This window comes from Psychrobacter pulmonis (genome assembly GCF_904846465.1).
Taxonomy (GTDB): Bacteria; Pseudomonadota; Gammaproteobacteria; order Pseudomonadales; family Moraxellaceae; genus Psychrobacter; species Psychrobacter faecalis.
In genome coordinates this window covers 93,222-113,731 of record NZ_CAJHAT010000004.1, presented here as the reverse complement: position 1 = coordinate 113,731, position 20,510 = coordinate 93,222, and the positions used below count along the sequence as shown (strand labels likewise).

Sequence of the window (20,510 nt, the reverse complement as noted above, 5' to 3'; positions counted from 1 at the left end):
TGATAAACTACTGGCGACGCAGGCCACAAGTTAGCAGATGGGAAGTTAGCGATAACAATGGCAGGTGATTAAATGGAGAGCTACTATTGTGTGTTAGTAGTCGTACTAAATTCTGCACCACTGCGATCATCCGCGATGATAGTAAAGCAAAAAACGGTTAAGCGTAAACAGTAAAGCGAAAAATGACCGTAAATAATGTACGGTCATTTTACAGTCATTACAACCAATAATTGATATCTAGCAGCAATTAAGCTCAATAAAAGTTTGTCAATTATTGAATTTCTAAATGACAATTAAACGCTTTCAATGGTGCCAGCCGGCAATACTGAAATCACGGACGCACGTTGCACTTTAACATCGGTATGATTGTTTAAGCTCACTACCGCATAATCACCTTCCAATGCCTTAATACGGCCCATAAGACCACCAGCAAAAATGATTTCGCTGCCAACGGTCAACGCGTTGACCATCGCACGGTGTTCTTTGGTACGTTTAGACTGTGGGCGAATCACCAAAAAGTAAAAAATGGCAAAAAAGGCAACCGGCAACAAGATTTGTCCAAACATTGACGCAGCGCCGGCAGTTTCTGGTGCCGCATGGGCCGCTTGAATGAATAAGCTCATAATTTCTCTCAGTAAGTCATAGATAAGAATAAATTTACACGCATAGTAACAAAAAATCTCAGGCTTGGTAACTGTTAATCATAGGCTGAGGGCGTTTTTGTTGCAATTCATGGGGTGGCTATGATAGTTATAGTGATAGAGGATTTGTTATTATAAGCAAAGCAAGGGCAATTATGCAGTAGACATAACAAGCCAAATGTTAAGTTAATATAAAGTTGTTATTATTTTATAATTTTCAAAAATATGGGTAGCTATATTTCTAAGCAATTGATAATAATAGCTATTTATCGCAAATTGCCAGTATCATAAACAGAATGGCTGTATAATAGAGTGGTTTGAGCACGTTTTTAATGATTGGGTAGAAAAGCATTCGTATTTATCGGCTATTATTTTCTATCTGCCAGCGCTTGCTCATGATATATTGTGATTTCCTTTTTCTTCTTTGTTTAGGTTACCTAACTTGTTTACCTTTTTTATGTCTGTACCTCGCTTATACCGTCCTCGCGCTTGTCGTAAAGACGCCTCTGCTGAACCTCCCCCGACGATGGGTGACAGCGATCGCTCTTATATGACACGCTTTAATAGCAAATCGTTTTCGGCGTTTATTCTATTGCTAACCTCTTTGCTACCACAAGCGGTTTGGGCAGCAGGTGAGGTAGCAAATCCTACTGCTAGTAGCGTGCTACTGCTTATTTTATTTGTGCTCATTGCCATTGGCATCTCGTTCATTTGTTCGCTCGCCGAGGCGGCACTCCTCAGCATGACGCCGTCGTATATTGCTGACTTGCAGGAAACGAACCCAAAAAAATCCAACATGCTAAAACGCCTAAAGGTTGATAATATCGATCAGTCGTTGGCAGCTATCTTAACGTTAAATACCGTGGCGCATACTTTAGGCTCGATTGGGGCGGGTGCGCAGGCGACGATTGTCTTTGGTAGCGCTTGGTTTGGTCTGTTTTCGGCGTTCATGACCTTGGCTATTTTGTTTTTATCCGAAATCATGCCAAAAACCCTAGGCACTATCTATTGGCGTCAATTGGGCGGCATGGTTGCTTATTTTGTTCGCGGTATTATTTTGCTGCTCTATCCTTTGATTTGGTTCTCAGAAAAATTAACCAAACTGCTGGTACGCGGTAAAGAGCCGCAAGCGTTTAGCCGCCGTGAATTTGCGGCACTCGCCAGCATCGGCGAAGAATCAGGACAGATTGATCCATTAGAGTCACGTATTATTCGTAATCTATTGGCATTTGGGGCGATTAAAGTTGAAGATATCATGACCCCGCGTTCGGTGATGCTTGCATTTGAAGAGCATAAAACCGTCGCTGATTTATTGGTTGATCGGCCAAAACTGACCTTTTCGCGTTTGCCAATTTATGATGGCGATTTGGACAATATCACCGGTTTTGTCTTAAAAACCGACATGCTCTTAGCAAAATTTAACCATGCCGCTCATAAACCATTGACCCAGTTTAAGCGCGACATTACCTTTGTATTTTCAAAGATGAAGTTGTTTGATTTATTAGAGCTGATGCTAAAAAACCGAATTCATATCGCCATTACTGTCGGTGAGTACGGCGAAGTTAAAGGCTTGGTAACTTTAGAAGATGTGTTTGAAACTTTATTAGGGCTTGAAATTGTCGATGAGATAGATCGCGTCGAAGACATGCAAGCTTTGGCTCGGCAGATGATGGACAGACGCGTTGAGCGTTTAGGCATGAAGCTCAGCGATGATGAAAGTTATGAAGACGGTCATAATGAACATAAGCATGAGAAAAATGGTCATTAAAGATTGGATTAAGCAGATAAATGCACAGGACTGTTTTGCGTGAGATTCGCAATAATCACACAGGGTGTCACATAGCTGTGAGAATTGAGTGATAGGCTAAAACTAACATAACAATGTGTCGTTAATTAACCTAAGTTTTACACACAAATAGCCTTAAACACAAAAGAATTATAAGCGCCTGATAGATTTAGGTCTTAAGTCAATATATGACCATAATCTATAGCCATAATATTATTTGGCTTTAACGACACACGACGATAATGATAATAGTATTACTAAGGAATATCATGAAACGACTATGGGGAAAAGGGCTGCTGGCTCTATTGATAAAAAGTGCTGGCGTGACAGCAGTAGTGGCCGCTGCTAGCGCTATAAGTATCAACGCGCAAGCGGCGACCATGAGCAATGCACTGGTACAAAACTATGCCGCTGCTATGAAGTCAGCTGCCAATAGCCAAAACTCCAACCAAGTGGCGCGCTTGGTGTCAGATGATGCGCTGATTTCGATGTCCAGAAAAGGCAAAACCACCAGCCTTGATAAAGACGCTTATCTGCAACTACTGCAAAGAAGCTGGCGTGATACGTCAAACTATCGCTACGATATTACGGTGGATAACATTGTGATTACGGGCGACCAAGCCAAAGCCAATGTCACCACCAATGAAAGCTGGGTAAAAGACGGTCAAAAAGTTTCATTTGTTACTTCATCGCGAGTCACACTGACGTTATCTACGGGTAATGCGGTGCTTTTACGCGCGGTCTCACAAGTGACCATCAACTAAAAATTAGTCATATATCAAGTTCTGTATTATGAAGTAAGCCATCAAAAGATAAGGCAAATGACTTTTTGCGCATTATCTTTACGATTAGGCTGGTTTTTGTTTGATATTGCGTACTATACTGTCGATTAACTTTATTTTATCACTTATTGTTGTTAGGAAACTTCCACTATCATGTCTACTGTGTCATCAAAATCTCGCTCCTTTATCGCTTTACCATTGACGCTGGCGGTGTCGACTTTACTTATCAGTGCTTGTAGTAATACCTCAGCGGTAAAAAAGACGGGTACGACTGGCAGCTCAGCTGTGGTTAACAAACGTCCCGCTACCCAAGTGACTAAACCAAGCACGGGCGCTGATTATTCGACAGCTTTTTTGGATGCTGAAAGCTTAGATGAGCTGGCAGATTTATTAGAAGCGACTGATATGACGATGGTTGAAGGTAATAAACTTGCTATTCAACAATATGGTGATTTGTGGAATCGCTTGCGCGCAGGCTACCGTATGAATGGTGGACGCCCTGTTTATAATCAGCGTATTGAAGCGCAAAAAGGTTGGTTTACCAGTCGCCAAGACTATCTAAACCGCTTGACCGCTCGTGCCAGTCGCTATCTTTACCATACCGTTCGAGAAGCTGAGCGCCGTAATATTCCAACCGAACTTGCGTTATTGCCAGTGATTGAGAGCTCCTACGATCCAAGTGGAACCAGTAGTGCCGCCGCCGCCGGTTTATGGCAGTTTATTCCAAGTACCGGACGCATTTATGGTCTAAATCAAAGTAGCACCTATGATGGTCGCCGTGACGTGATTGAATCAACGCGTGCCGCTTACGACTTTTTGACCGCATTGCACAATCAATTTGGTAGTTGGGAGCTGGCATTAGCTGCTTATAACGCCGGTCCTGGTCGGGTGCAAAAAGCCATTGATGCCAATGCGGCGCGCGGTTTGCCAACCGATTACTGGTCGCTCAGACTACCGACTGAAACCATGAACTATGTACCGCGCTTTTTAGCGGTTGCCGAAATCGTTGCCAAGCCTGAGCAATATGGCGTCTATCTGCCTGCTATCGCTAACCGTCAGCATTTCCGTAGTGTACCGGTCAATTATGGTGTGAGCCTAGCGGAAGTGTCGCAAGTGACAGGGGTTAGTTACGATGAGTTAGAAAGGCTGAATACGGCGCTGACATCAGCGCGCGTCGACGCATCAGGGCCGCAGCGTATTATCATTCCAAACGATGTCAGCTTGACGACAGATGCTAAGCTTAGCTCGTTAAGAGGTAATGGTAGCAGTAACGTGATAGCTTCTAGTAATACGAGCACGAGTACAACGCCTAGCTATTCAGGCTCAACCACACCAAGCTACAATAATAAACCATATACCAGTAGTGGCTCGTTACCGACTACCGGCAGCGCCCTTGCAGAGTATGCCGCGAGCGCAAGCGTACCACAGCAGACCACCAGTTATATTCCGCCGACGGCTTCACCGACCAGCAGCTCCGTTTACAGTAACAACAATACCGTCCGTACTGAGCCACCGCTGACGTCTGCTGAAACCAAAAAGATTAACGCTGAGCTAAAGAGCAGTAACAGCTTACCGACCACATCGGCGCAAATCACACAAAACAATACCATTATTCAAGAGCCGCCATTAAGTAAAGCGGAACGTGATTACATTGCCAATCAGATTCGTATTAGTACGCCTGAAACCAATGTCGTCAACGCCGATGGTAATATCAACCTATCAGCCGTTCAGACGCAGCAATCTATTTTAGAGGCAACTGGGCAAGAGAAGAAACTGAGCTTCCCGAAAAAATCGGCTAGCAAACCAAAACCACAAGGCACGCGTACTACCTATACGGTTAAGCGTGGTGATACCTTGGCGAATATCGCCAGCCGTGCTGGTGTTAGCTGGCGTGATATCGCTGAATGGAATCAGATAGATGCGAGTGCCAATCTGTTGGCTGGCAGTACTTTATACCTATACAACGCTAAATCTATCGAGCCATTGAGTAGTGCGAGCAATACCACTAGCCAGCCTGAAAGCTATATCGTTCAAGGTGGCGACACGCTAATCGGTACTGCCAATCGTTTTGGCTTATCGGTGACTCAGCTCGCCACATACAATAATCTGAGCAGTAGAGCAGACTTGCTACGTGGACAAAAACTGTGGTTGGTACCTGGTAAAGTCACTGCACCTGCTGCCACGCCTGCTGCGCCATCAACCAAACCTAGTAAATCTAGTACGGCTACCAAAAACTACAAAGTCAAGCCGGGCGATGGCTTGATTGCGCTATCTCGTCAATTTAATGTACCGACCACCACCTTGGCAAACTTAAATAATATGGGTACGACGGACTCACTATACGTCGGTCAAATCTTAAAAGTGCCTGCCAATGTAGACTTTACTGCCGCAAATACTAGCTCAAGTAGCGCTAGCAATCCTGTGAAAACCAGTGCTCCTACAAGTATAGTGGCAACGACCAACTATAAGGTCAAATCGGGCGATACTTTAATCGGTATTGCAAATAGTGTTGGTATCAGTCCTGAAGAGCTAGCAGCCGTTAACCCTAACTTTGATGCTAGGGCACGCTTACAACGTGGTCAGACAATCAAAGTGCCGGTTTCAAAAGATTTGGTCGATCGTCAACTTAATGACAAAGCGGTCAGCTATAAAGTGAAATCAGGCGATACGTTAACGGGCGTAGCGCAGCGCTATAATATCGGTTTAAGTGATTTGGCCGCCGCCAATAATTTGAAAACCAATTCTAATCTGATATTGGGTCGTACGATTACCATTCCTGCAAATGGTACGGTCAGTGTTACTAGTACGTCTAACAGTAATACTAGTAGCACCAGTAACAAGAGCACCGCAAGTACAGAAACAGCCAGTAGTACCAGCACTGGTAAAAAACTTGGTAATACCGAAAGCTATAAAGTAAAAGCGGGCGATGGTCTGATTGCGCTAGCACGTCAGTTTGGGATATCGGTAGAGGATTTGGCGGCGACCAATAATTTGGCGACCAACGCCCAGTTACAACGTGGGCAGACCATCAAAGTACCAAAAGCAACCGTCAGCTATACCGTAGGCTCGGGTGACAGTTTGATTGGCCTAGCACGTAAGTATGGTGTATCTACCAAAGAGCTCGCTGATATGAACAATATCGCTGTCGATACCATGCTGCAACGCGGTCAACGTTTAACCGTACCGAATCGCTAATGTAGAATGTAGTCGCATTTGACAAATTTTAAGCATTAAAAAAAGCTGCTCTAATTAAGAGCAGCTTTTTTGTTGGCATTATTTTGTTCAAGATTTAAGACTTTATTCAAGGTTTAGAGCCTTTAGCAAAACCATATTAAACCGTTTGCGTCTTAATGGTTTCAAGATAACTTCTAATATTACTCACATAATGCATGGCCTGACCATAACGGCTGTTTGACGCTCTGTTTTCTGACAAATAAGCATATATGTTTGCCCAGCTTTTATCATCGATACCATTGGCGCTCAATTTACGCTGGATACTTTTTACAGCATTTGGACCCATATTATAAGCGGCGAGGGCAAACCAGATGCGATCAGTCTTTGGTACATCGGCGAAATCGGCTTTCATTTGCTCCAAATAACGCGCCCCACCACCAATACTTTGATACGGGTCAACGCGATCAGAGACGCCCATCGCCTTAGCGGTATTATTGGTCAGCATCATGATACCGCGCACGCCAGTCGGAGAGACAGCATTAGCATTTAAATGCGACTCTTGATAACCCATGGCGACCAGTAGCTCCCAGTCGTGATTATAATTACGCGCTTGCTCTTGAAACGATGACTGATAATCAGGCAACTTTTCTGTCAAGGTCTTTTTAAAATGGTCTTGGCTATAAGCATCTTTTAACAAGTTCTGATTATAAAACGCCGCCAATTTTTGCGTGTGTTCAAGCTTAATACTATCACATAAAAAGTAACTGGCTTTTTGCGATAATGGATCGTTGGCAGAATTAAATGTCCAACTGACCTTAGGATGCAGCCCATTTTTAGTCAAGCTGGCATCATAGCCGCAGCTCACATTAACAGAGGCTAAGTCTAGCTGGCTTTTTAGCTGGGTACTGGCGGTGGTCAAAGCCATATCGGCATCGCCTGATTTTAAAGCTCTGAGCGCTGCTTCTTCGCTAGCATAGGCTTTGAGATTGATGTTGACGCCAAGCCCATCTGCATAGCTACGCACTAAATCATAGCCAAAACCGTGCTGAAAGCCGTCGGTTGCAAAGTAGGTGCTGTCACCCGGTACAGCAGCAACCGTTAGAGTGTTTTCTAACATAACGTGCGCATAGGCAGGCACAGGCGCGTTCATCGTGGTCAAGCTCTCAGCCGGTAAAGAGAGCAGAGCGATGCTTGATACTTGTGCCAATTTCTTGGTTTTGGAAAATTTGGTTTTGGCGCAACCAGTCACTTTGATAGGTGCAACTGCTGGAACGAAGTTACTTTTGGTGTGCAGTAAGCGCTTAGATGGACGCAGTAAATAAGAAATACGGCGTTTGGCCCCTTGCGCAGATACTTTCACACGGTAAGTAATACGCTGCATGGATGTCTCCTGATTTTAGCCATCCTGCATACCATAAAAATGCTTAATCAATTTATGCGGCTTATATAGTTATAAAAAGCGTATGGCTATATAAGTGGCATAAACTGGCGTTACATTTTAGATCACATCAGCCTGATAAATAGCATAAGGTCGCTGTCATCTTGTTTACATATGGCGCTGCTAACATCAAATATATAACCGTTAGCACAACCGTCTTTTTATCATTTAACGCATAGGTAGCTACTTTTTAGAAGATAAAACACGCACTTCAAACATCATTCTAAAAAAAGACGCACCACAGCGCGAAGGGTATAAATCGGATGATTCCTTCATCGCTATAAAATGAGTTAGTGATTAAAAGACTGGCTATAAAACCATATGAAACATAGGTAAGGTCATGAATAAATTATTGAGACAAATATACAGCATAAGCGCCGTACAACTGCACTTAATCGTTGCTGCGTTTATATTAATCACGAGCTACTCTTTAAATCGATTGTAGTAGAGGAGCTGGCTAATAATATGGTTTGCTCAGCGATAAAGATGAGTAATACCCCTTGTCTGCTAGCGAGTAAAAAAAACACCATCAGAGAAATTTTGCTCTAATCTTATCGCGACGCTAAAATAAAAATACTGTTTAAAAACCACTGTCTCATCAGCTAAATAAGGCAAAGAGAGTATTTAAATGATCACCGTTAAAAACCTTATTAATTTATTAAAAAATAGAGCTTTAATCGATGAAAAAAATTTTAGCGCCATAACCGGAAGCTATAAAAATGGGAAGTCTCATGACAAGACATTCTTTCTTCAGGAACTAATATGCGGATATTCATTATATTATTCAAGTGGAGTTAATAAATTAGCGATAAAACTTAACAATAGCACTATAAACGGTAAAAAACGCCTTTGTTTTGGCTGACCCAGTGACAAAAAGTGCTATAAGAAAAGATTGCGCCTAAGCAGCATTTTCTGTATTTGACGCAAAATATTAATATTAACGCTTAATAAACTTAGTGCTTCAACTGAGAAAAAACAATTGTAGGTAGATAAAACTGTTTGATTATCAAGCGGAGCTTAATGGTTAGGCTGGGTTATCAATGTCAATAAAAGTCACGGGCAAGCCAAGTTGCTCAGCCAGTAGTTCGCCCAACGCTTGAATACCGCCGCGCTCGGTGGCATGGTGACCGCAGGCAAAGTAATCAATGCCAAGCTCACGGGCGCTATGGGTAGTGCGCTCTGATATTTCACCAGAAATATAAGCATCACAGCCCATCAATGCTGCTTGCTCAATCATATCTTGCGCGCCGCCTGTACAGATACCCACGCGTTCAATCAATCTGCTGTCCGCTTGCGTAGGCTCAGCGTTGGTTGCGGCGTTATAGGTGGCGGGAATGTGTAATGGCACCCGACCTAAAGCAGCGGTAATCTGGGTAATAAGGTTTTGAGCGCTTTGCGGCTGGCAGCTGGCAATATTGCCAACCGGATGCGACTCATGCGGATAAAGCGCACCGATGATATTCATATCGAGTAACTCAGCAAGTTTGGCATTATTGCCAATAATAGGATGGGCATCGAGTGGCAGGTGGTAGCCAATCAAAGAAATGCCATGCTGCATCAGTTTGCGAATACGTTGACCTTTCATGCCTGTGATGGTCTCAGGCTCGCCTTTCCAAAAATAGCCATGATGCACCACGATAGCATCGGCGTTATCAGCAATCGCGGCGTCAATCAACGCCTCACAGGCGGTGACACCGGTGACAATACGACCGATAGGTCGCCCGCCATCTACTTGCAAGCCATTTGGTGCATAGTCTTTAAAGGCTGCTGCTGATAAGTAGTCGTCACAAAAATCCGTCAAAGCTTGTGCGCTAATCGTCTTATTTGGCGTTTGGCTTGAAAACTGACTTGAGAACTGATTTGAAAGCTGGTTTAAGGTTTCGGTCGAGCTATTGTGTTCGGTCATGGTCTTTCCTTATAATTGTTGCCGTTACGGACGGTTCTTGATTGTTTGTTATTTACAAATTTCAAGCGTTCAATGCAGTAAGTATTGCCGCTAAATAAGCAAAATATCTGTTTATAATTAACTTTGCTCTAAGTCGTTAGGGTGTTTAATAGCGCCATTTTAGCATGGTGCTGTAAAAGAGTAGATAACGCGGATAACTGAAACGGTACACGATACGTTACTATTTATCGATGTTGCCAGTTATAATTTGCATACCTGAATCTATAGAATCCGTAGCGCTTATATTATTCAATCTTGTCTTAGGTATTATTAGGCATCACTGCCCAACGAGAAGCGTTTGCGTATAGTTATCATTCATTCACTGTTTTTACCAAACTGTTTTCACAAAACTATTTTTAAAATAGAGAGGTTTTTATATGTCGTCATCTCGGAATACCAATAACAATAACAAGGCCGGCGCGTTAACGTGGTTGCCTTGGGTTTTGTTGCTGATAGTGGTTGCAGCGTTTATTTGGTTGTTTACGAGTATGAAGACGGCATCAGAGCAAGCGTGGGAGCCGCCTAGAACCATGCCTGCCGAGCAGCAAGCATCAGCGCCAGCGTCCGATACACCTGCGCCGATTGCTTCTTATCATAATGGCGTTGCTCGCGCGTCACAATCTGTCGTCAATATCTATACCACGCAGACGATGGCCGAGCATCCTTATATGAACGATCCGGTATTGCGCCGATTTTTTGAGTTTCATGGTGGGCCGTCCCAAGAGCAGGGCAATACTAACTTGGGTTCTGGGGTCATTGTCTCAGAAGATGGTTATATCGTGACCAACGCTCATGTCCTTGAAAAAGCTGATGAAATTACGGTGGCCTTTAATGATGGGCGCAAGAGTCGTGCGAAATTGATTGGTACCGATCCAGACAGCGATTTGGCGGTGATTAAAGTTGATATGACTGATTTGACGCCCCTTGGTTTTCGTAAAGACCCTATTCGTGTTGGCGATGTGGCATTGGCGATTGGTAATCCATTCGGGGTTGGTCAGACGGTGACGCAAGGTATTATCTCGGCGACAGGGCGAACAGGACTTGGGGTTAATAAGTTTGAAGACTTTATCCAAACCGATGCGGCGATCAATCCGGGTAACTCAGGTGGCGCGCTGGTTGATGCTTACGGCGAGCTCATTGGTATTAATACCGCTATTTACTCGCGCTCTGGCGGTTCGATGGGTATTGGCTTTGCCATTCCTACTGCCATCGTTGAGCAAGTGATGAATGCCATTATTAAAGATGGAAAGGTTAGTCGTGGTTGGTTGGGTATCGAAATCCAATCGCAGCTACGAGATCCTACGCAGCTTGAAACTTCAACAGGTGTCGAAGTATTTAATGTCGTGCCTAAAAGTCCAGCGGCTAAGAGTGGCTTACGCATTGGCGATATTATTTTGTCAATTGACGGTATTGAGATGACCGATGCCAATACCTTAATCCAATATGTCGCTCGTAAAGCACCAAATACCACGCTTAATGCCCAAGTCTTACGCCAAGGCAAAAACAAGCAAGTAAAAATCCTGCTAGAAGAGCGTCCAGCGCAAGAACCTATGGCGCGCCCTGTTATCATTCACGATGAAACGCTTGGTGGTATGGGCGATCCTAGTCTACAAGATGAAGGGACAGAGGTGCCTATGATGTCAGAAGCGGAGCGTGACCGTATGCGCGAAGAGCTATTGCAGCTATTTGAAAGAGATGGCGCACCTTTATAAAAGTATGGTTTACACATATTACTGTGGAATTTAAAAAATAAAAAAAGCGCGCTATCTTCAAAATAGCGCGCTTTTTTATTAGCATTTTTACTTTTAAAAATAACTTTATGAATGTCGCTGCTATTTTTCTATCAGCTCATGATTGATATAAATGACGCCTTGCACGCGGCAGCAGCAGGGCAAGATTTCGTCTTCTTCAATCATAGCAAGCGGCTCAAACGGATAATCAATAACGTGTGAGCTGGCGATGCGCTTGATGCGGCAACTGCCACAATAGCCTTCCTTACACTGATAATTGATATCGTGTCCGGTGCGTAGCAATCCATCGAGCAGACTTTCGTCATCATGCAAGTAGAATTGCTTCTTACTCGTCATTACCCAAGTCATAATTCAACCTTATCTTAATTTTCCCATCGCATGTAAAGTGCCTTTAATGGTAATTTTTAATCATAAAATCTTGCTAAAACGATAGTGGCCTAACCTTAAAATAGTAAAATTAAGCCATGACAATCATATTATTAAAGCCAAACGTTTAAAGCTCTTAAAGCTCAAAGTCGTCAAAATCGCTATTGGATAAATCTGAATCAATTTGACCGACCAAGTATGAGCTGATCTCCGTTTCTTGCGGCGCAACTTGCACGTTATCAGACGACAACCACGTATTAATCCATGGAATAGGGTTTGATTTTGAGTTCGGGAACGCTACTGGCAAGCCAACCGCTTCCATACGTAAATTGGTGATATATTCGATATATTGGCAAAGGATGTCTTTATTTAAGCCGATCATTGAGCCGTCTTTAAACAGATAACCCGCCCATTCTTTTTCTTGCTGCGCCGCTTTGGTAAAGATTTCGATGCTTTCTGCATAGCATTCATTAGCAATCTCAACCATCTCTGGATCGTCACGACCATTACGCATCAAGTTTAGGATATGTTGCGTCCCAGTTAAATGCAGCGCCTCATCACGGGCGATTAATTTAATAATCTTGGCATTACCTTCCATCAGCTTGCGCTCAGCAAAGGCAAACGAGCAAGCAAATGACACATAAAAACGAATGGCTTCTAGGACGTTAACCGCCATTAAGCACAAATACAGCTGCTTTTTCAGCGATTTTAAGCTAACGGTCACTTCTTTGCCATTGACGGTATGCGTGCCTGCGCCATACATATTATAAAGCTGTGAGTCGTAGTACAAATCATCGTAGTACTTGGCGATATCAGAGGCGCGTTCTAAAATGTGCTCATTTTGCATGATGTCATCGAAGACCACGCCGGGATCATTAACGATATTACGAATGATATGGGTGTAGCTGCGCGAGTGAATGGTCTCAGAAAACGTCCACGTCTCAATCCACGTCTCAAGCTCAGGAATTGACACCAGCGGCAATAGCACCACGTTTGGGCTACGACCTTGGATAGAGTCCAGTAGGGTCTGATATTTTAGATTACTGATAAAGATGTGCTGCTCATGCGACGACAGGTTGCCATAATCGATACGGTCTTTTGAAACGTCGACTTCTTCTGGACGCCAAAAGAATGACAGCTGCTTTTCAATCAACTGCTCAAAGATAGGGTGTTTTTGTTGGTCATAACGCGCCACGTTGACCGGCTGACCAAAAAACATCGGCTCTGTTAGCGCATTGTTTGGCGTTTGGGAAAAAATCGAGTAAGTCATAGTTCCACCTTTATAAGTGCTACAGTTGTGAATCAAAAGTTTTAAAATACCGTCTAAAGAATACGGGCAAAACGGCGTTATAGGTTCTCTAAAGATATTTGCGTTGGTTCTTGTCCATCATTCATATACGCTTTAAAAATCTCGCTAAGCTCACTATCGTCTAAGCTTTCTAGCTCATCGATAGCACTCTTACGCAGTGTACTTAATTCTACCTCTGCGGCTTTCTGAACTTCTTTTTTTGTCTGCTTTTTAACGGGTTTTTTTGCTGGTCTTGGCGCGTCCATCTTTTCTACTGCGCTACTATCTAATTGCTGACGAACGTCGTCGATATCGACTGCTACTTGCACGATATACGAGTTACCATCGTTTAGGTCTGAAAATACGTTAGGGATAAACAAACCACCGTCTTTGATGATTGCGGTATATTGCACGTCTATGACCTCCGTCATTTTTATTCTTTGTGTGTTTCAATTATAGAGGTAAAGCCAAAGTGTTTTTATTTAATAGTCATTATATTAAGTAGCCAATCCCGCCTACCGCTTGTATCTGCCTAGCCGCTGGCGTGCAGTCTATCGTGTCTGACCGCATTCCTGTTGTCTCGATACTACGTCCAGCCACAGACTGCATCGCCATCGTCGTCAGTAGGATACCGCTATAGTCGGGGCTAGACAACCGTGTTAGGGCGTGGTTTATAATCTATCAATGATAGATTTTAGCGTAGGGCAGGCTACTTTTTAATACTCTAATCGCTTTCTAATATAGCTGTAGTGATTTATATAAACCTCTATGCACTGCAATAGTATGGTTAAAGTTTAATTTTGCTTCAGTGTTAATATGTCTAGAGACCAGTTTATTAGTATCATTGCTATGATTACCTATCACACTAAATTTGAATAAAGCTAGTAAAACGAATTTATAGTCTTTATGAGGTGTATCACTTTCAGCATAAAGTTCTTCATACGAAGATTTAAACTCTTCTATCTTTAAATGAGCTTTACCGATTCTGGAGAGTAGTTCAAATATTTTTTCAATGTCAGGAAGTATAACGTGAATTTCATCTGCTAACTCACTTCGGAAATAGCTTGAATACGTTATATCTTGTGTAGTCACAGTGGATGGTAGAACTTCATTCTCATTAGATTCGTAAACTTTTTTAGCACATAATTGAATAAATTTAATATAATCTCTTGGTCTGATCAGTGTTTCTCTAGTAATCCAATCGTATATAGAAGTCCTTTTATCCCGATTTCCACCAAAACGTATAGTTCTGTTTGAGAAGAAGTAACTCCACACCTTATCGAAACTATCAACTGGATGTTCTGGACTAATAGCTTTAGATAACCTATATGCTATCAATGACTGGATAGAATATTTTGTCCATTTTAAAGATATTGATAAATCACTCCATTTAGTTTTGTCGTGGTCTTGAATCAAATCGTAGATATCGTCTCTTAAAAAATGACAGGGTTTATTTTTAGCTTATGCTCGAATGAAAGAGATTTAATATATTGGACAGCCTTGAAAAGACCTGCTATCAAATCTAAATATTCACCGGTTGATTCTAATACTGACTGATACCGATAGTCTTCATCTAATTCATCAAATATGATGAAATAGGTAGCATTACCAATATTTTTAAAAATTAATTCCTCTAATACATCGACTTTTTCTATCCAACTTAGTTGATCTTCAGCATCTGACGTACCATATGAAAAAGAAAATATCTTTGCATCAAATTTAAATTCTTTTGAAGTAATACTTTTAATTCTTCTAGATAAACTATTGATAGGCTTATTAGGCAAAATTGATTCAATAGCTTTTCTTAAGCCTGAATCTAATGATTCATTGGATTGCATTAAGTATAGTATTTCTATATATATTATATATTTCCAGATAGTTATGTATTCATTAGGATTTGTATAACTACTATCTTTCAGAATATAAAGCTCATTAAAAGGAAAGTGTTTAAGAGATATGCTTCTAACAAAATAATCATAGGAAGCATTAGATTTTAAAAAATTAGCTATAGCAGTTTTACCTGTACCTTTTCTTCCTATTACATAAGACTTTTCCCCTTTAAGAAGCATATCTACTTCAAAAGTCTTATAAAAGTACCTTTCGTTATCTTCAAGATTAGAGTCGATTTTCCAGCTAGCCACTTCTTTAAAGGCTTCTATTCGTTCGTCAGGCATAATTATCTCCGTCCTTGAGGCTAACTAAATTTAAGAGTTCAATAACAATAAACAGCGAGCTTAACCCAAAAGCCAAACCCGCCATCCATCAATAGCCTAAATCTTACATGCACCGCCAGCACAATCATCTTCCATATCCGCTTGGGCATCGTTCGCACCATCACGAGTGTTATGATAATACAAGGTCTTCACACCTAGCTTATACGCGTTCAGCAGATCTTTAAGCAATATCTTCATCGGTACACGACCACCTTCATAACGAACAGGATCGTAGTTGGTATTGGCAGAGATACTTTGATCGACGAACTTTTGCATGATAGCGACCAGCTTTAGGTAACCGTCATTATTCGGCATTTGCCATAGTAGCTCGTACTGGTCTTTTAGCTTATCAATCTCAGGCACGACTTGTTTTAAGATGCCATCTTTTGAGGCTTTGATAGACACCAGACCGCGTGGTGGCTCGATACCATTGGTGGCGTTGGCAATCTGACTAGAGGTCTCAGACGGCATCAAAGCAGTTAGGGTAGAGTTGCGCAGACCGTGAGTGGTGATTTCACCTCGTAGCGTTTCCCAATCGAGATGTAGCGGCTCTTGGCAGATTTGATCCAAGTCTTTTTTATAGGTATCAATCGGTAGGATACCTTGCGAGTAAGTAGTCTCATTAAACGCAGGGCAAGCGCCTTGCTCTTTGGCCAATTTGTTCGAGGCTTTTAAGAGGTAATACTGTAGCGCTTCAAAGGTTTGATGGGTCAGACCAAGCGCGCTGCCGTCTGAATAGCGTACGCCATTTTTCGCAAGATAATACGCATAGTTAATCACGCCAACACCTAAGGTACGGCGACGCATACTGCCATTTTCAGCGGCTTTGACTGGATAGTCTTGATAGTCGAGTAGGGCATCAAGCGCGCGGACGATAAGCTCGGCTGGCTCTTCGATATCGCTGACGTTTTCAACTTTGCCTAAGTTGACTGCTGATAGCGTACAAAGAGCAATCTCGCCAGTTTCGTCATTGATATTATCAAGTGGCTTGGTCGGTAGCGCGATTTCCATACATAGGTTTGACTGGCGAATCGGCGCAACTGTCGGGTCAAATGGGCTATGAGTGTTACAATGGTCGACGTTTTGGATATAGATACGACCAGTGCTGGCGCGCTCTTGCATCATCAGACTAAACAATTCTGTCGCTGGAATTTGACGGCTACGGATATTAGGGTCGTTTTCATACTTGGTATATAGTTCTTCAAAGGTGTCTTGATCTTCAAAAAATGCATCATACAAACCCGGAACATCGGACGGTGAAAACAGCGAGATATCTTGACCTTTAATCAAACGGGTATACATGGTTTTATTTAGCTGGACGCCGTAGTCCATATGACGGACACGGTTGTCTTCGACGCCGCGGTTGTTTTTTAGCACCAATAATGACTCAACTTCTAAATGCCATAATGGATAAAATAACGTCGCTGCACCGCCGCGTACGCCGCCTTGTGAGCAGCATTTCACCGCCGTTTGGAACAGTTTGTAAAATGGAATACAGCCAGTATGCTGTGCTTCGCCGCCACGGATAGGGCTACCAAGGGCGCGGATACGACCAGCGTTGATGCCGATACCAGCGCGCTGCGACACATAACGGACGATGGCACTGGTGGTGGCGTTGATAGAGTCTAGGCTATCACCACATTCGATTAGGACGCACGAGCTAAACTGGCGCGACGGCGTACGTACACCTGACATGATAGGCGTTGGTAGCGAGATTTTAAATTGTGAGGTCGCATCATAAAAGCGTTTGACATAGCTTAAGCGCTCGCTCTTTTCATAGTTGGCAAACAAACACATGCCTACGAGCATATATAAAAACTGCGGACTCTCGTAAACGGTCTTGGTCACGCGGTCTTGCACGAGGTATTTACCCGCCATTTGCTCAACGGCAGCATAAGCCAAATTCATATCGCGCCAGTGGTCGAGGTATGCTTCTAATTCATCAAATTCTGCGCGGCTATAGTCTTTTAGAATATGTTCGTCGTATTTACCAGCATCGGTCAACGTTTTGACATGGTCATACAGATGCGGCGGGGTAAATTTGTTATAAGCAATTTTACGTAAATGGAAGATGGCCAAGCGCGCGGCTAAATACTGATAGTCAGGCGTGGTTTCAGAGATAAGGTCGGCGGCTGACTTGATGATGGTTTCGTGAATATCACGCGTTCTGATGCCATCATAAAACTGAATATGCGACTTTAGCTCAACTTGCGATACCGACACATTATCTAAATCATGAGCTGCCCACTCGATAACCTTATGAATCTTGTCTAAATCAATGGGCTCTAAACGTCCATCACGTTTGGTTACTTTGATATTATCGATATGTGTCATGCTGACCTCGTAAGTTGATTGCTAGGTAGTTATTTATAATGTTGCTTTATAGGCTGCTGCGCGGTTAAATCTGGCAGACATGCTTTGTCACGCTATCTTTCAGACGCTATCTGTTTTAAGACAAGATATCCTGTCATGGCAGATGTTTTTTTAGGCAAAACGATGCCGCGGCTCATAGTGACGGTTTAAATCACTGAGCACTACATATAGCGTATTTGTTAGTAGGTGGACACAATATAGCGGGAAAATTTTGAAAATGCTATATTGATTTTAAGGGCAAACTATGTTGATGCGAGGGTAAAGCGTGTCCAAATTTTGGCAAAGGACGATGGGATAAGGGTTAGACGCCGATAAGAAAAATAATAAAAGTTTTGTAAAAAATGGCGCGGATTTACTTTTTATTGTTGGCTAAATTTATAAGTGCCAATTGTCTAAATAGCAGTTATATTTCGGGTGGAGATTGTACCGCAGACAATAAAAAATCGCCACCCATATGAGTGACGATTCGGATGAAAAACGGGCTAGATTTTATAAAATTAGCAAAACTGAGTTTAAACCACCATACGTACGGTTTTTGCATTATCAAGCGCCGCATAAAGCGTGTTCACTTGCTCAACAGTGGTTAAGTATAAATTGGCACGTACCGAATGGAAGCGTCCTGTTTTTGATGGTTTGACTTCCATAGAGGCCAAATCAAACTCAGGGAATTGGCTACCCAAGATAAGCTTCACTTCATTAAGCAAGCTTTCGTGCTCACCTTCATGACCGATGATGCTCATTGGGTAGTTCATTGGAAACTCCCACAGCTCAGGGTTTTGCACGTCGGTTTTTTTGCCTTTTAAGATACCGTCATTGGCGACCAGCTCAGTGACTTTGACTTCTCTTTTAGGCGTTTGATTTGGGTTAGTGGTGTCTTTTGGATCATCAGTCATGATGTGGTCCTTATCTTTGTGAAAATATGAGCTTATGGGTTATGTCGATAAGCGCTTTATGCACCATTTATAAGGGCGTTCGGCGTATTATTCAAGTGTCACCCAGCGATAACGCACATTAAAACCGTTATTTTTTATAACCACAAATTGCTACATAGTCGCCGCGATCATAGCCTTCGATGACCTCTTGTACCTTGTCGTTGGCATACATAGGATGGGTCAATAAAGTCTGCGCATATTCAAAATCAACGAAACCATTGGCTTGCATTAAGGCGATTTTTTCATCAGAGGTACGCCAGTTAGCTGACTTAACCAGCTCGATAGGATAAGGATCAGCAGGCGAGATGTGCGCAAGTAGTGGATGCTCCCACGTATCTACCGCGCTGGCAAGGTTATATAAGCTGGCAAAGCCACTTTCTTTTGGTACATCAATCAGAATAAGTTTGCCGCCCGTTTTTAGAGCGTCAAAGGCTTTTTTGATACAGGCATCTAAATCGCTGATATAGCTGACGCTGCCGTTAAACATGATGATGTCAAACTTATTGGGCTCAATCTCGCAGGTTTCGGCAGGGCTGATATCGACTTGCATACCGCGCTTTTCTGCAACTGCTGCCATGTCTTTTGACGGCTCGATACCATATTTGATATGAATGTCATAGTCTTTTGCCAGTAGAGACTCAAACAGTCCGCTACCACAGCCGACAGACAATATCTCGCTGTCTTTATCCAAGAAATGAGCAACCAGTTTTAGTTCGCTGGTCAGTAGATTTTGATTGTCAAAAAACCAGCTGTCATACGCGCTTGCGTGTTCATCGAATGCTGCCATGATGTTTTTCCTTGTGGATCGTTATTATTGATCATTGTTTTTGATTGTAGAGGGCTTTTTTAGAACCAAGTCAGATTGTTTATAAATTAAGACAAATCTAACGCCTGCTGCCAAAAATTAACTTCCATACGCGCTGCGGCATTAAATAAGTATTGGAACTTGGCTGCTTGAGCAGGGCTGGCATCGGCTAATAGCGTATTAATTTGTGCTTCGTTTTGTGCGGTAATTACTTGAAACTCGTCACTGGAAAACACGTCAATCCATGGCTGATACGGATTATCAGCGATAAATCCTTGTTCTTTTATAGACTTACCAATTTCCCCATAACCCATCAAGCAAGGCGCAATTGCAGCATACAGTTCAGCTAGCGAGCCTGACATTGCCGCATCTAAGATATAGCGACTATAGGCGATGGTGACGGCAGACTCAGGAGCATTTTTTACTTGTTCAAGTGGGATATTCCACTGATGACAGAAATCCAAATACATCCCAATTTCCATGTCGAGCATGGCATTGACACCCGCTTGACCGACGCGCATTTGTGCTAAGTTATCGCTTTTATAAATACTGAGCGCCATCACGCGGGTATAGTGAATTAAGTATAAATAGTCTTGAATGAGGTAGTGGCGAAAGCTGTCAGGAGCAAGCGTGCCGGCGGTCAGCTGCTTGACAAAGTCGTGCTGAATATAATCATCCCATGTGGGACAATTGTGACGTAGCGTTTGGTAATCCATAGTTTTTACTTACTGTTATAAAGTGCAGTAAGCTAAATATAAGAAACGAGAAGTGATAAGGCACAATAAATTTGCCAGTCTAGGGTAACTAGATTGGCAAAATATAAAGTAAATGTGACTTATATATCGACACGCTTGTTTCCTACGTCAGTGCTAACTGCATCAGGTTCGCGGGTAACTCTCAGCTATGATTTTGATGGTAGTTAAATCATCAAAAATCAAAGCACCCCGACAAGGTTTTTATGATTTAAATGTTGGTCTTTATGGTTATAAGACAACCAAGCGTCCCTATGATAGGCG

At 42.6% G+C, this 20,510-nt stretch carries 15 protein-coding genes and 1 pseudogene; 4 read left to right on the top strand and 12 right to left on the bottom strand.

What is annotated here, in order from left to right:
• Positions 1–293: 293 nt before the first annotated feature.
• Entirely contained in the window at positions 294–623 is a 330-nt protein-coding gene (gene yajC, locus JMX70_RS08480; protein WP_068408182.1) for a preprotein translocase subunit YajC, read from the bottom strand.
• Positions 624–1,098: 475 nt separating this feature from the next.
• On the opposite strand from yajC, the gene JMX70_RS08475 reads away from it, so the two are divergent.
• From JMX70_RS08475 to JMX70_RS08465, 3 genes are all read left to right on the top strand, one after another.
• Positions 1,099–2,409 (top strand): hemolysin family protein, encoded by a 1,311-nt coding sequence (locus JMX70_RS08475; protein WP_144297644.1) that lies wholly within the window; start codon positions 1,099–1,101, stop codon positions 2,407–2,409.
• Between the two features lie 287 nt (positions 2,410–2,696).
• Positions 2,697–3,191 (top strand): nuclear transport factor 2 family protein, encoded by a 495-nt coding sequence (locus tag JMX70_RS08470; RefSeq protein ID WP_201591252.1) that lies wholly within the window; start codon positions 2,697–2,699, stop codon positions 3,189–3,191.
• A gap of 171 nt (positions 3,192–3,362) precedes the next feature.
• The gene (locus JMX70_RS08465; protein ID WP_201591250.1) at positions 3,363–6,404 is read left to right on the top strand and encodes a LysM peptidoglycan-binding domain-containing protein; all 3,042 of its coding nucleotides are present in this window, start codon (positions 3,363–3,365) and stop codon (positions 6,402–6,404) included.
• A 136-nt stretch (positions 6,405–6,540) separates the two neighbouring features.
• Here JMX70_RS08465 and JMX70_RS08460 read toward each other — a convergent pair whose 3' ends face one another.
• Both JMX70_RS08460 and JMX70_RS08455 read right to left on the bottom strand, forming a co-directional pair.
• On the bottom strand, positions 6,541–7,764 hold the full coding sequence (locus tag JMX70_RS08460; protein ID WP_201591248.1) for a transglycosylase SLT domain-containing protein: 1,224 nt from the start codon (positions 7,762–7,764) through the stop codon (positions 6,541–6,543).
• Between the two features lie 1,081 nt (positions 7,765–8,845).
• Entirely contained in the window at positions 8,846–9,727 is an 882-nt protein-coding gene (locus JMX70_RS08455; RefSeq protein WP_201591246.1) for a Nif3-like dinuclear metal center hexameric protein, read from the bottom strand.
• 416 nt (positions 9,728–10,143) lie between these two features.
• Between JMX70_RS08455 and JMX70_RS08450 the strand changes: the two genes are divergently transcribed.
• Positions 10,144–11,478 (top strand): S1C family serine protease, encoded by a 1,335-nt coding sequence (locus tag JMX70_RS08450; protein ID WP_201591243.1) that lies wholly within the window; start codon positions 10,144–10,146, stop codon positions 11,476–11,478.
• 120 nt (positions 11,479–11,598) lie between these two features.
• Here JMX70_RS08450 and yfaE read toward each other — a convergent pair whose 3' ends face one another.
• The 9 genes and pseudogenes from yfaE to tenA all read right to left on the bottom strand — a co-directional run bounded on the left by yfaE (position 11,599) and on the right by tenA (position 20,210).
• Positions 11,599–11,865: a class I ribonucleotide reductase maintenance protein YfaE gene (gene yfaE, locus JMX70_RS08445; protein WP_068408173.1), complete on the bottom strand. Its 267-nt coding sequence runs from the start codon at positions 11,863–11,865 to the stop codon at positions 11,599–11,601.
• A 154-nt stretch (positions 11,866–12,019) separates the two neighbouring features.
• Positions 12,020–13,153: a class Ia ribonucleoside-diphosphate reductase subunit beta gene (gene nrdB / locus JMX70_RS08440; protein WP_144296877.1), complete on the bottom strand. Its 1,134-nt coding sequence runs from the start codon at positions 13,151–13,153 to the stop codon at positions 12,020–12,022.
• Between the two features lie 77 nt (positions 13,154–13,230).
• Positions 13,231–13,602, bottom strand: a complete 372-nt coding sequence (locus tag JMX70_RS08435) for a hypothetical protein (RefSeq protein ID WP_227671213.1) — start codon at positions 13,600–13,602, stop codon at positions 13,231–13,233.
• A gap of 61 nt (positions 13,603–13,663) precedes the next feature.
• Positions 13,664–13,825: a hypothetical protein gene (locus JMX70_RS08430; RefSeq protein WP_201591240.1), complete on the bottom strand. Its 162-nt coding sequence runs from the start codon at positions 13,823–13,825 to the stop codon at positions 13,664–13,666.
• 81 nt (positions 13,826–13,906) lie between these two features.
• A pseudogene (locus JMX70_RS12690) lies at positions 13,907–15,240 on the bottom strand (P-loop ATPase, Sll1717 family).
• Between the two features lie 201 nt (positions 15,241–15,441).
• A complete protein-coding gene (gene nrdA, locus JMX70_RS08415) occupies positions 15,442–17,718 on the bottom strand; it encodes a class 1a ribonucleoside-diphosphate reductase subunit alpha (RefSeq protein WP_201591231.1) in 2,277 nt (758 codons plus the stop codon).
• Between the two features lie 551 nt (positions 17,719–18,269).
• Complete coding sequence (locus JMX70_RS08410; protein WP_201591228.1) at positions 18,270–18,650, bottom strand: YbeD family protein; 381 nt, start codon at positions 18,648–18,650, stop codon at positions 18,270–18,272.
• A 127-nt stretch (positions 18,651–18,777) separates the two neighbouring features.
• A complete protein-coding gene (locus tag JMX70_RS08405; protein ID WP_201591225.1) occupies positions 18,778–19,476 on the bottom strand; it encodes a class I SAM-dependent DNA methyltransferase in 699 nt (232 codons plus the stop codon).
• An 86-nt stretch (positions 19,477–19,562) separates the two neighbouring features.
• The gene (gene tenA, locus JMX70_RS08400) at positions 19,563–20,210 is read right to left on the bottom strand and encodes a thiaminase II (protein ID WP_201591221.1); all 648 of its coding nucleotides are present in this window, start codon (positions 20,208–20,210) and stop codon (positions 19,563–19,565) included.
• Between the last annotated feature and the right edge of the window lie 300 nt (positions 20,211–20,510).

Coding starts and splice junctions, on each gene's coding strand:
- yajC (WP_068408182.1), bottom strand. CDS start 623: ATGAGCTTATTCATTCAAGCGGCCCATGCGGCACCAGAAACTGCCGGC.
- JMX70_RS08475 (WP_144297644.1), top strand. CDS start 1,099: ATGTCTGTACCTCGCTTATACCGTCCTCGCGCTTGTCGTAAAGACGCC.
- JMX70_RS08470 (WP_201591252.1), top strand. CDS start 2,697: ATGAAACGACTATGGGGAAAAGGGCTGCTGGCTCTATTGATAAAAAGT.
- JMX70_RS08465 (WP_201591250.1), top strand. CDS start 3,363: ATGTCTACTGTGTCATCAAAATCTCGCTCCTTTATCGCTTTACCATTG.
- JMX70_RS08460 (WP_201591248.1), bottom strand. CDS start 7,764: ATGCAGCGTATTACTTACCGTGTGAAAGTATCTGCGCAAGGGGCCAAA.
- JMX70_RS08455 (WP_201591246.1), bottom strand. CDS start 9,727: ATGACCGAACACAATAGCTCGACCGAAACCTTAAACCAGCTTTCAAAT.
- JMX70_RS08450 (WP_201591243.1), top strand. CDS start 10,144: ATGTCGTCATCTCGGAATACCAATAACAATAACAAGGCCGGCGCGTTA.
- yfaE (WP_068408173.1), bottom strand. CDS start 11,865: ATGACTTGGGTAATGACGAGTAAGAAGCAATTCTACTTGCATGATGAC.
- nrdB (WP_144296877.1), bottom strand. CDS start 13,153: ATGACTTACTCGATTTTTTCCCAAACGCCAAACAATGCGCTAACAGAG.
- JMX70_RS08435 (WP_227671213.1), bottom strand. CDS start 13,602: ATGACGGAGGTCATAGACGTGCAATATACCGCAATCATCAAAGACGGT.
- nrdA (WP_201591231.1), bottom strand. CDS start 17,718: ATGACACATATCGATAATATCAAAGTAACCAAACGTGATGGACGTTTA.
- JMX70_RS08410 (WP_201591228.1), bottom strand. CDS start 18,650: ATGACTGATGATCCAAAAGACACCACTAACCCAAATCAAACGCCTAAA.
- JMX70_RS08405 (WP_201591225.1), bottom strand. CDS start 19,476: ATGGCAGCATTCGATGAACACGCAAGCGCGTATGACAGCTGGTTTTTT.
- tenA (WP_201591221.1), bottom strand. CDS start 20,210: ATGGATTACCAAACGCTACGTCACAATTGTCCCACATGGGATGATTAT.